The 12,120-nt window shown below is 38.5% G+C and carries 9 protein-coding genes; 2 read left to right on the forward strand and 7 right to left on the reverse strand.

All coding sequences use genetic code 11. From position 1 onward, the window contains the following. Nucleotides 1-17: 17 nt before the first annotated feature. From A994_RS11800 to truA, 5 genes are all read right to left on the reverse strand, one after another. Nucleotides 18-1,031, reverse strand: coding sequence for an ATP-grasp domain-containing protein (locus A994_RS11800; RefSeq protein WP_004031874.1), 1,014 nt, complete (start codon nt 1,029-1,031; stop codon nt 18-20). Beyond that, complete coding sequence (locus tag A994_RS11805) at nt 1,028-2,329, reverse strand: nucleotide sugar dehydrogenase (protein WP_004031875.1); 1,302 nt, start codon at nt 2,327-2,329, stop codon at nt 1,028-1,030. Before A994_RS11805 ends, A994_RS11800 begins: the two co-directional genes overlap by 4 nt. Before the next feature lie 422 nt (nt 2,330-2,751). Beyond that, nucleotides 2,752-4,074, reverse strand: coding sequence for a non-hydrolyzing UDP-N-acetylglucosamine 2-epimerase (gene wecB / locus A994_RS11810; protein WP_004031876.1), 1,323 nt, complete (start codon nt 4,072-4,074; stop codon nt 2,752-2,754). Nucleotides 4,075-4,367: 293 nt separating this feature from the next. Next, nucleotides 4,368-5,963 carry a DUF460 domain-containing protein gene (locus tag A994_RS11815; RefSeq protein WP_337466297.1) on the reverse strand — a complete coding sequence of 532 codons (1,596 nt, stop codon included), beginning with the start codon at nt 5,961-5,963 and terminating at the stop codon, nt 4,368-4,370. Nucleotides 5,964-6,205: 242 nt separating this feature from the next. Next, nucleotides 6,206-7,030, reverse strand: a complete 825-nt coding sequence (gene truA / locus A994_RS11820; RefSeq protein ID WP_004031878.1) for a tRNA pseudouridine(38-40) synthase TruA — start codon at nt 7,028-7,030, stop codon at nt 6,206-6,208. A 303-nt stretch (nt 7,031-7,333) separates the two neighbouring features. Between truA and hisA the strand changes: the two genes are divergently transcribed. Beyond that, on the forward strand, nt 7,334-8,050 hold the full coding sequence (gene hisA, locus A994_RS11825; protein WP_004031879.1) for a 1-(5-phosphoribosyl)-5-[(5-phosphoribosylamino)methylideneamino]imidazole-4-carboxamide isomerase: 717 nt from the start codon (nt 7,334-7,336) through the stop codon (nt 8,048-8,050). Between the two features lie 57 nt (nt 8,051-8,107). On the opposite strand, the gene A994_RS11830 is transcribed toward hisA, so the two are convergent. Then, nucleotides 8,108-9,346 (reverse strand): putative PEP-binding protein, encoded by a 1,239-nt coding sequence (locus tag A994_RS11830; RefSeq protein ID WP_004031880.1) that lies wholly within the window; start codon nt 9,344-9,346, stop codon nt 8,108-8,110. A 240-nt stretch (nt 9,347-9,586) separates the two neighbouring features. Continuing rightward, a complete protein-coding gene (locus A994_RS11835) occupies nt 9,587-11,194 on the reverse strand; it encodes an oligosaccharide flippase family protein (protein WP_004031881.1) in 1,608 nt (535 codons plus the stop codon). 356 nt (nt 11,195-11,550) lie between these two features. Between A994_RS11835 and A994_RS11840 the strand changes: the two genes are divergently transcribed. Then, the gene (locus A994_RS11840) at nt 11,551-11,994 is read left to right on the forward strand and encodes an FAD synthase family protein (protein ID WP_004031882.1); all 444 of its coding nucleotides are present in this window, start codon (nt 11,551-11,553) and stop codon (nt 11,992-11,994) included. The last annotated feature ends 126 nt before the right edge of the window (nt 11,995-12,120 follow it).

Here is a 12,120-nt window from a genome sequence, read left to right on the forward strand (position 1 = left end):
AAGAAAAGTTCCTATTTTCAACTTATCACCTTTAAATGGAGCCTATTACCAGTTTTCTGGATTTCTATCTCTCTTTCAAGGCTGAATTCCTGAGGAAGATCACCCTGCACAGCCTGAATCATAGCTTTACCTAAATTAAAGCTGAGCATATTCCTAAGGGCCACGTAAGGAGTGGTTACTCGAGAGTTGATCTCCACCAGATGAACCTGTCCATCACCAATGATCACATCAACTCCCACGTAACCCTTTAATCCAGGGATAGATTCAACTGCTTTTTTAGCTATTTTTTTGGCTTCATTTTCCAGGGGGTGGGCCATGGGAACTTTTCCCCCATTATAATTTATGATACCCTCTTTTATAGAGATATTCTGTTGATTTAAACTGAGTGGAATGGCTTTTTTACCATTGGTAAGTAAACTTACACTGGCACTTACTCCTTCAATGTAATCCTGCACCAGGAAGTAGGGAAGGCTGCTAACTTCTCTCACTTTCCGGGTAGCATTTTTAAAAGAGTCTTCAGAATCAACAATCTGTACCGCAGAACATGAAACCCCATCTGCCGGTTTTACCACCTTTTTATCGCCTGAAATTCCCTGGCAGTAGAGTCCAATATCCTCCCATGAAACCCTGTGGGTGGGGATCACTGGCACTTTATCTTTGAGAAGGCTGTAGGTGAGGTATTTATCTGAACAGATGCGTACTGCATCTGAATCTGATCCAACCACCTGAACACCATTTTTCTCAATTAACCGTGTCAATCCACACAGTATGAAGTCTTCTTCAGGGGCTATGGGTAAACAAAAATCAAACTGAGAGATATTATCCAAAATCCAGTCCTCAATATTTCCATCTATGACTAGTGGTTTGCACTTGCTTCCTTCAATGGCATCTATATTTTTGGAGATGAGGTAGCTGGCAGGTAAATATTCCAGGTCACAGGTAAGACCACGGAGCATTGCTTTACCTTCAGCAGCTAAGGAAGGATCTTTTATCCCCAGTGCACTGGCATATTCAAAAATTAAAAGACTCAAGACCTTCCAACTCCCTTGAAGATTACACCCTCCTTTTGGAAGGTTTCCCTGTCAAGAATAGGTCGGGTACATACCAACAATCGATTTTTAATCATTTCTGGTTTGATGTTCCGGTAGAGGTCATGATCAGTTACCAAGACAACCACATCACTTTCAAGGGCAGTTTCCAGGCCTACGATCTGAGCACCCCAGGATCTAATGATTTCAGGAGATACATAAGGGTCATTGACCAGAACATCAGCATTTTTACTGATTAATTCCTCAATTAAAGGTTTTGCAGGTGTTTCCCTGGCATCAGCAACGTTTCCCTTGTAAGCTGCACCTAAAACTCCAATTTTAGATCCGGAAATAGTTTTACCTTCACCCTCCAGAGCTTTCTGTATTATTCGGACAACTTCACCAGGCATGTCCTCGTTAACCTTTCTGGAAGCCTGTATTAGGGGTGTTTCTAATCCCCTTTCCCTGGCAATTTCCACCAGGAAGTAAGGGTCTATGGAGAGGCAGTGCCCCCCTACTCCTGGCCCTGGTGTGTGTATGTTGACTCGGGGGTGGTGGTTGGCTGCCTGGATGGCTTCAATGGCATCCACTCCTAAAGTATCACATACTAATGCCAGTTCATTGGCCAGGGCTATGTTGGTATCCCGGTAAGTGTTTTCCATCAGTTTAACCATTTCTGCAGTTACCAGATCCTGTACCATTATGATTTCACCCTCTGTAATTCTATGGTAGAGTGATACTGCCATTTGAGTACTTTCTGAATCTACCCCGCCTATTACCCTTGCATTGTGGGTCATTTCATAGAGTGTGTTATTGGGAAGGGCTCTTTCTGGAGTGTAAGCAACTTTGAAATCTGCTCCAGCTTTAAGACCACTTTTCTCCAGTAAAGGAATTACCAGGTTCTCACAAGTGCCTGGTGGTACCGTGCTTTCAATGATAACCAGGTCATCCTTTTTTAAACCTGCAGAAATTGATTTTGATGCAGAGATAACTGCAGAAAGATCTGATTTTTTATCATCATCCACTGGGGTGGGAACGATGATCATGATTACATTAACTGCTCCTACTGCACTTAAAGTGTCTGTAGTGGCAGATAAACAGCCATTTTCCACTGCTTTTTTAACCATTGCCTCCAGACCGGGTTCCATAATTGGAGATTGGCCTGAGTTAACCATTTCCACAGTTTCTTTGTTTATATCAACCCCCACCACTTTCAGACCACTTTTTGCCAGTAATGCGGCTGTGGGAAGCCCCATGTGGCCCAAACCGAATATTGCTATGGGTGAATTTTCTTTAATCATTGAATCTATCCTCTGTAATGGTTTATCGATCAGTACTGTTGTAAGATAAATTTTCATTCACTGTAACTATTTATTTTCCAGTTACCATCTCAAATAGTGTTATTCAAATTAGTGTTATTATCCTAAATTATTTTTTTCAAACTATTTCAATTTTGAATAAAAATATAAATGGATTTTGAGTAGTTTCATAGCTAAATAAACGTTGATAATCTGTTTAGGACTCTTGATATATTTTAAGACTCCAAATAATTAATATAAGGTTTATTTGAATAGATTTAAAAAAACTATGAGCACTGGTACTTCATTTATTTAAAATCTTTTTAATCTTTTTTTAACCTTTAAACTTTTTTTAATGTTCTTATACTGTTTAGGTTAATTATATTTTTGCTTTCTAGAAATACTAAAAAGCCAGAAAAAGGTGATTAAAAATTAACAGAATCTGATTTGGAAACCATTATTGTTTTACCTTCCAGATGAAGTTCCATCCTGGGAAATTGAGGGTTAACTCCATCAAATACAATATTTATATTGGTATCTGGGTTTTTAGTCTCGAATTCTGCTACAGTAACATCTTCATCCACTGTAAGTAATTTTTTTGACTGTTCCCCTGCAATGGTTTCAGGAGGTTTGATTTCCAGTTTTCCCTGGTTATATGCATCTTGAATGGCATCAACGATCTGTTCTGAAGCAGTACCATCACCGTAGGGGTTGGCTGCGTCTTTCATTTTCTGGTAAATCTTGTTATCTGCCAGCAGTTTGGCAACATTACTGGTTATTTTTTCTGTATTTGACCCCACCAGGATGTTACCCCCTGCATGCACTGTTTCCGGGCGTTCAGTGTTGTATCTGAGAGTAAGACAGGGAACATCTAAAGTTATGGCTTCTTCCTGGATTCCACCAGAATCAGTTATCATTATCTTTGAATTGGACTGGAGGATTAAAAAATCAAGATACCCAATGGGTTTAATCATGTGAATGTGAGGGGCCTCTTCAAGCTGGGAGTACATTCCAAATTCTTTAAGGGTTTTTACAGTACGTGGATGTACAGGGAAAACAATGTTAAGTCCCCTAATCTTAAGTAGAGCTTCTATTATGTTCCTTAATCTTTCCCGATCATCAACATTCTCTGCACGGTGCAGGGTTAACGATAAAATGTCCCCTTCAACATCCAGCTTGGACATGATATTGGAACTTTTACTGGCGATTTTGAGGTTCCGGTAGCAGGCATCAACCACAGTATTACCGGTGATAAAAATATTCTTAGGATTTATTCCCTCAAAAAGTAGATTTATGGCTGTATCTTCGGTTGGTACAAAAAAGAGGTTGGTGCAGACATCTGCCATCATACGGTTTATCTCTTCAGGCATGGTTTTATCGTAGGAGCGAAGTCCCGCCTCTACATGCCCTACTGCTATATGTAACTTGGCTGCCACCAGGGCACCGGCTAAGACTGCATTGGTATCACCCTGGACCAGGACGATGTCTGGTTTTTCAGAAAGGAGAACTTCTTCAATTCCTTCCATCATTACCGCGGTTTGTTTCCCATGTGAATCTGAGCCCACTCCAATGTTATAATCAGGTTCTTTGAGTTCCAGGTCCAGGAAAAACTGCTGGGACATTTCAAAGTCGTAATGCTGACCAGTGTGTATTAAAACATAATCTATTCCCCTTTTATCCACTTCATCGATTAAAGGGGACATTTTGATGATTTCAGGCCTGGTGCCTATGATAAACGCTATCTTCATTTAAATCCACAACCATCCTTAAGTAGATATTAAAAAGGTTAAATCAATGTATATGTTGATATTGAATGTATTAAGTTGATGTTATTTAAATATAAATGATATTAATTAATTAAAAAAATGCTATTGAAAATTTTATAAAACAGGTGTGTTATTAATCATCTAAATAAGCTACGTTAGCCAAATTAACCAGTATTACCATTATTAATTAGATTAAGTCCATTATCCAATTAAGTCCATATCCAATTAAGTCTTACTCTAGATTAAGTCATAAAGTGCATAAATTGATTTGAAACCTAAAAGTTATGGGGAGATCTTTTTCTTTTAGCCCTATAATCATCCATTATCTTTAGAAGCTTGTTAGTCTCTTCTTTTTTCCTTTTGTCTTCCTGATTCTTTTCCCATTTTTTTATTTGCCTATCCAGATCACTGGATAATATAACTGCAAAATCATCAGCCATTTTTAAATCAACCGTTTCCAGTGGGATTAGGGGAACCATATTTCTTTCAAATTCACTTCTAGCCTGGTGGGACATTTTATCTGTAGTTATAACTGCTTTAACTCCTAACCTAATCAGTAAAGAAGCCGTCTGGGAACCTCCCCCTTCCGAACTTCTCAGCATAACCACATCTCCTTTTCTAATATTCCAGGCCCCTGTTGCTTCCCTTATGGAATCTTTTGAAAATGATTCTATGATTTTAACGGGAGATGCTTCCCTGGAAAGTTCCATGGCCCTTATTCGTTTTATGGATTCCAGTTGGTCAGCCAAATTTTTATTTAAAGCTTTTTGACGGTTGTATTTTTCCTGGAGACCCCGGATGATCGATTGTTTATTGATAATTTCCTTTTGATGTAAAATGTTCTGAGAATACTGATATTGCAATCTTTCAATTTTGCTTTCCAGATGGGATATTTCACTGTGAAATGTCTGGAGATCATCTTCTAGTATCCTGTTTTTATTCTGTAAATTCCTGATCTGCTTCTCCTGTGATTTTAATTTATTTTTTAATCCAGAAATAATCAGAGAAGCATCTTTATCAGGAGAATCACTGTAATTATCAGAAAGTTCAGCAATTCTAATAGTACCTTCTTTAACGACTTCAAATACTTTAATTTCCTCATTATGTTTTTTATAAACCTTTTTGTCCATTTTATGAGTCATGTTGTCTGCTGTATTCGGTTCATCTTTAGTATTCCCATTATTTGATGTAAGAGTCCCTTTATCCGTTTTGGATGAATTAATTGGATTTTGTAATTTTTCCAGAGTAGCGTTTATGGCCTTGGTAATTGGAACTTCATTTATGACCATGATTTTTACTTCATCAATTAATTCAGGGGACATTTCCAAATTCAAAGTTCTTTTTTCAATGTGTTCCAGTTTTTTCTGGTGCTTTTTATACCCCTGGATGGCTGCAGCAAGTGCGTCTCGTTCATGAGCATTCTGCGGTATTAGATCAGACCCAATATCCCTGGATCTGGGTATTGCGTGGTGGTTATCATTGGAGTAAATGTAATCATCCACCATCTCGTTCTTGGCACTCACTGCCAGGTCCCGGTATGGTGAGTATACCTTAGAATTGAGGGCTGTTGCCATTTTCCTCACCATTTTAGGAGTTTGGTGAACATCCGTAGCCACCAGAACTGTTCTCCCAAAACTGATGATGTGTTTGGTTATATCAGCACGAGAAGCTTCTTTAAAACTATTCACACTTAATATTTCACCTGAAAGATCAAGAATAGCCACTCCTACTGTCATTCCGGGATCAAGCCCTACTATAATCCCTCTTTGACCTTTGGGAGTTAGTGGCTGCCCATGTTTATTTAAAATAAGTTTTTCTTTAAAATTTTGAGGGTACCGGTGAACCAGACAATTTCCTCCTTGGGGTACTATCTTAGTACTTACTCTTAATTATTCTATGTTTTTGTTACTATTTTAGTGTTTCCCCTGCTATTACTGGAATAAGTATGAAAGAAGTAGAAAAGGACAGGTTTTCCATTCCAGAGACAATTGTGAGGAATAAATATATGTGCATTCAAAAGCGGTCATTATTAGAAAGTGGTCATTATTAGAAAAATCTCCCATTTTTAGAAAGACCACCCATTTTTAGACAAATTTTAGAGAAATGTTTATCTTTATACAATATTCCTATGATTCAGTGCATTTATCATTTCCATGGTTGAAGCAACCATCCTTTGATGATTGAAGCATTCTTCCCCAATGGTCTGTATAAAACGTTTGTGAGCATATTTATCCTCATTAAACTTCACCCCTTTATGGAAAACATCCATTAAAATAAGACTTTCAGGAGGCATTGGCATGATACAGGCATTATATTCCGGATCAAAACACTTTTCTACCTCTTCTATCCCCATTTCATGTTTTCCCACACAGAGTAAGATTGTAACCATTTTTCGAACCATGTTCCAGAGGAAACTTTCACCCTCCACATCCACCAGACACCCCTGATTTTCCGCTGTAATACGAACACTATCCACTTTTCTAATGGGATTTCGTTCATTTCTCCGGGAAAAGTTAATGAAGTTATGAGTTCCCTCCATTAAATGAGCTGCTTCCTGCATTTTATCCAAATCCCACTCTTCTTCCCCTGTTTTCCGACACAATACATAACGATAGTGCCTCTTATAAGCATAGCGGGTCTTAAATCCCTGTGGTACCGGGCAAGATCCAAGAATCCTTATATCCATTGGTAAAACATCGTTTACCTGGTTTATTATTGGCTCCTTATCAGTGCAAAATGACACCACATTTCCCAGGGCATGGACTCCCCGGTCAGTGCGACCAGCAATGGAGTAACTTGATTGACCCAGGTTGGTTATTGCACCTGATTTTTCCAGGGCCTTAAGAAGTTCCCCTTCAACTGTGCGTAGGTTTGGTTGTCTTTGAAATCCATAAAAAGCCGTTCCCAAATAAGCAACTTTTAAAGCCACCCTAATCATAGAATTCTCCTCTTCCAATTTAGATAAATGAAATTATTATTTAATTAATAACCATAGTTTATAGTAGATATCTGAAAGATATTAAAAAGGTATTTCCAACAAAGAAATATCTCCAACAAAGAAATATCTCCAACAAAGAAATATCTCCAACAAAGAAATATCTCCAACAAAGAGATCTTTAAAGAACAATTAATAGTCCTTCAAATATAATTATATCTATTATTAATCCTTTGATGTACAATAGTTATAAAAATGAATTCATACTTGATTAAAATCCAATAGAGATACTATGAGGTGTTTTCAATGATCATTATGCCTGCAGTTGACATAAAAAACGGTAAGTGTGTGCAGTTGGTACAGGGTAAGCCCGGAACAGAACAGATCGTCCTGGATAATCCTGCTGAAGTTGCTCTGGAATGGGAAAACAAAGGAGCCAGTGTTCTGCATGTTATTGATCTGGGCGGTGCCTTAGAAGAAAGAGGTAACACTTCTGTGGTGGAAGAAATCCTTAAAAAGGTCTCAGTACCAGTCCAGATGGGCGGAGGGATTCGTACACTGGATGATGCCACCAATTTACTAAACATGGGCGTGGATAGAATAATACTGGGAACACTGGCCATCCAGGACCCCACAACCGTAGAGATCTTATCCAGTGAATTTGGAAGTGAGCGTATTATGGTGGCCCTGGATAGTAAGGACTCGCAGGTGGTGGTCAGGGGATGGACTGAAAAAACAGACCAGACTGCCCCTGAACTGGGGAAGATCATGGAAAATCACGGAGCTGGTGGAATACTTTTCACCAACGTGGACCATGAAGGTCTTTTAGGTGGGTTCAGGGCCCAACCCCTCCTTGAATTATTAGAAGCTGTGGATATTCCTGTGGTTTATTCAGGGGGCGTTAGCACCTTAGAAGATGTGGCTACCCTGAGTCAAACTGACGCCTACGGTGTGGTGATTGGTTCTGCACTTTACAAAGGAACCATAAACTTTGAAGACACCCTTGCTTACGAAAAAAAGTAACAATTATCTCTTATTTCTTTTCATTATCTCTTTTCATTTTTTAGGATGTTCCTTACTTTACTGGGTAAATCCCCTGTTAATTACGGTTTTTTCAGCTATTCCCACCACTTTACGTATTTTGAGAATTTGATCAGGGTTGGTGGATACGGAGCTGATGCCATTTTCCACTAACCAGCTTACAATAGCCGGATCCGAACCTGCATGGCCACAAATACAGTTTTCAATCCCTTGCTGGTTGCATTTTTCTATCACCAGCTTTATCATCTTCAAAACTGAGTTATGAGTTAAATTGAAATGTTTAGCCACTTTAACCCCTCTTCGGTCCACCGCCATTGAGCACATTGCCATGTCACTCATGCCCAACGTCACAAAATCCATTCCCTCCATTATGAACTCATCCAGGGTGAAAACTGCAGATGGAGTTTCAATGGATGCACCCACTGGTAGATCCCGGTGAGGTTTGATTCCAACCTGGCTCATGATGCTTTTAGCTTCTCTATACTCTGAAACATCCCTTACTAAGGGTATCTTAACTCCTAAATTGTCATAACCCTCATCAATGAGTTTAGATATGGCTTCAAACTCTGCTTTGAGAATTTCAGGATTTTTAAGATCTTTATGAATACCCCTTAAACCCAGTAAGGGATTAGCTTCATCTGGTTCAATCTTTCCCCCTTCTAAACGTTTCAGCTCATCAGTGGGTATGTCAAAGGTGCGGAACCAGACTGGTTTAGGGTGAAATGCATCAGCAATAAGACGGACAGAATCTGCAATGACTTTACTGAGCTTTCCTTCCTCCAAAAGTACCTGGGGATGTTTTCCAGTGCGGATGATGCTATTTTCAATACGGATGGAACCAACACCATCTGCCCATGGTGCTACTTTCCAGGCTACCTCTGGAACGTTGAGGTTGACCTTGATGCTGGTGGCAGGATAGTATACTTCAGAAGTATCAGATTTGCCTTCTCTTTCCATGAATCCATGATATATGTTACCAGTCCGGCCATCTACAGTTACAATAGAACCTTCTTTAATTTTCTGGGTTCCGTTACCCGTTCCCACCACACAGGGAACTTTCATCTCCCGAAGTACTATGGCCACGTGGCTGGTAAGTCCACCATAATCTGTCACCACACCCCCTGCCTGGTAAAGATAGGAGACCATGTCTCTGGAGGCCGTGGATAAAACTATAATTTCCCCTCCTTTAAGATTCAGGAGATCTTCATCCCTATCAATCTTTTTGACATGACCTACACCCACATAGGGCCCGGTCCCAATTCCTTTCACAATAATCATGTACTATATCTGTTTGTAATTGATTATGGAAATAATTTGGTAATACGATATTATAAATGAATATACTGCATTGAGGATAGAATATGCTGAAATTTAAGCAGTTTAAAGTAATTATATTCGTTGAAAACAGGATATTCTAAAGAAAAAAAAGATTTGTGGGAAGAACATGCTCTCAACCTACTTAAAGGTGTCTAATTTATAATGCATCTAATTTAATGAGCAAATCTTTCCATCAATTAATTAATGAGCAAATCTTTCCATCAATGTAATAATCTTCCCTAGTTTCCCTTTTAATGGTCCTGTTTTGTTACTTAATTTTCTAAGGGCGTTTATATCACTGTTTTTAAGTCCCCCAACCAGTATAAGGGCCAACAAATAAACAATGGCTGCCAATATCATGACCAGGAAGAAAGCAACATATTTGGAAAAGAAACTAATGTAGTTGAAATGTGTAAAGTTCAAAGTTGCTTGACTAATTAAAAGGTTTTGAGGTATTAATAGAAGTACTGCCCCCATTATTCCAGCTGCTAGTGCTATTCTACCCAAATCTTTGTACTCTAGTTTTACATTGGCAATTTGAAGAGTTTTCCATACTATTGTAGTCATTATGAAAAGGGCAGTGATAGTTGTGGCTGCAGCAGCACCAGTGATTCCATAAATAGGAATAAGATAGGTGCTCAATGCCACATCCAATATGACTCCAGCAATTAAAATTATCATGGGAAGGTATGGTTTTCCTAATCCCTGAGCTATACTGGATGAAACTGTGTAAATGGTGAAAAATAACATTCCAACTGCCAATATCTGTAAAGCAGCTGCACCATTCATGAAAGCAGGATTCACGTAGAGTAATTTCATTATAGGAGTGGCAAATATGAAGGTTCCCACACACATGGGAAGCACCACCAAACTAACGTAACGATAGGACTGATTTACATAACCTTTAAGTACGTGTCGGTTGTCCAAGCCCATTGCTTCTGCTGTTGCAGGTAACACTGCAGTTGCAACTGCCATGGAAATTATGAGAGGTAAACGAGCTACAGGGGTGGCTGCACCGTAAAATCCCAGTTGTTCACTGGCCAAATACGCTCCGACAATAAAGTTTCCAATGGCATCAAATAGAGCAGTTTCAGCAAGCCCAGTGACAAGAACTGGAAATGCAAAGATAATGAGAACTTTAGCTAAAGATAATTCCTGTTTTAGGGTGAATGATAATTTCACATCTTTAAGACGTTTCCCCAGCCCCCTTCGATATAAGTAGTATCCTGCTAATGCTGAGAACAGGAAACCTATGGCAGTACCTATAACCGCTCCGGCCACATAGAATCCCACCAGAATCAGGATTATGGCACTGCTGATCATGAAAAGCTGTTCAAATGCCTTGGTGATAACGATATTTCCCATCTGGAAAACACCCTGAAAAGCACCCCTGAAAACACCCACTATAACACTGAAAGGAGTAATCAAAGCCACCAGTTTTAAGGGGAGTGCAGCTTCAGGCTTATGGAAATAACCATAGGCCAATGGGTCCGCCAGTAAAAATATCACTAAACTGAAAAATAACCCCAGAATAATTACAATCTTAAGAGAGGTATGGATTACCTGTTTCACCATTTCCTCGTCGCCTTTAGCAGAATATTCAGACACATGTTTAGCAATGGCGGGTGGCATGCCCCCGGAGGCTATTTGTATTAATATACTCTGCGTAGGAAGGGCTAAATTTAGTATTCCAAAACCAGCCGGACCTAAAAGGTATGCGGTGGCAAAACGATAAAAATAACCTCCAACACGGAATATGAAATACCCGATCAACATGATCAGGCTTCCCCTTGCAATTTTTGAACTCATGATAATTACCAATGATTAAATTTTTCAATAAAAGTTATCTAGACTTATTTTTTCTATTACATTAGAGATTATTTTATATCTTAAGAATTCAATTCACTAATTCTTTATTTATAAAGCTAACGTTTATTAAACTCAACCATTAACTGATGATTAGTTGTGAGCTGATGATTTAGTTGCAGATATAATTAGATTTTAAGCAACACGAAAACTTTAGTGATAGATTTTTATCTTTGAAAAAATAGTAATAAAATGATAAAGTAAGCGAAATTTTAATGGAAATTTCATCATTTAACAATTAACTTGACAAATAGCATATTTAAATAGTTTCTACAAGAGGTGTAATTATTAAAACTGTAATGGCTACTGGAACATTTGATTTAATACATCCAGGGCATGGACTTTACCTTGAAGAGGCAAAAAAACTAGGAGGTGAAGATGCACGTCTGGTAGTGGTGGTGGCCCGGGATTCAACTGTGCGTGCCAGGAAAAGGGTGCCTATTGTCCCTGAAAAACAGCGCAGGGAAGTGGTTCAAATGCTGAAAATGGTGGACGAAGCAGTTTTGGGCAGTGAAACTGACATGTTAAGCACAGTTAGCAAGGTTAAACCAGATATCATCGCAATTGGCCCTGATCAAAACTTTGATCTGGACAATTTAAGAGAAAAACTTGAAGAAAGAGGTTTAAAAGCAGAAGTAGTTAAAGTTAAAGGTTACCACAGATCTACGTTGGATAGTTCCTGTAAAATAATTAAAAAGATTAAAGAGTCCGATTTTCCACCAGGTAGTTTTAAACACTGCTAAAATTCTTTTAAAATAAATATAATCATTATTATTACCAATAATTAGTTTAAAACCTAAATAACAACCATTTAAAAAATAAAATCATTAGTATTGCCAATAATTAGTTTAAAACCTAAATAACAATTC

The sequence above is a fragment of the Methanobacterium formicicum DSM 3637 genome (genome assembly GCF_000302455.1).
In the GTDB taxonomy this organism is placed as follows: Archaea; Methanobacteriota; Methanobacteria; order Methanobacteriales; family Methanobacteriaceae; genus Methanobacterium; species Methanobacterium formicicum_A.

Coding starts and splice junctions, on each gene's coding strand:
- A994_RS11805 (WP_004031875.1), bottom strand. CDS start 2,329: ATGATTAAAGAAAATTCACCCATAGCAATATTCGGTTTGGGCCACATG.
- wecB (WP_004031876.1), bottom strand. CDS start 4,074: ATGAAGATAGCGTTTATCATAGGCACCAGGCCTGAAATCATCAAAATG.
- truA (WP_004031878.1), bottom strand. CDS start 7,030: ATGATTAGGGTGGCTTTAAAAGTTGCTTATTTGGGAACGGCTTTTTAT.
- hisA (WP_004031879.1), top strand. CDS start 7,334: ATGATCATTATGCCTGCAGTTGACATAAAAAACGGTAAGTGTGTGCAG.
- A994_RS11830 (WP_004031880.1), bottom strand. CDS start 9,346: ATGATTATTGTGAAAGGAATTGGGACCGGGCCCTATGTGGGTGTAGGT.
- A994_RS11835 (WP_004031881.1), bottom strand. CDS start 11,194: ATGAGTTCAAAAATTGCAAGGGGAAGCCTGATCATGTTGATCGGGTAT.
- A994_RS11840 (WP_004031882.1), top strand. CDS start 11,551: ATGGCTACTGGAACATTTGATTTAATACATCCAGGGCATGGACTTTAC.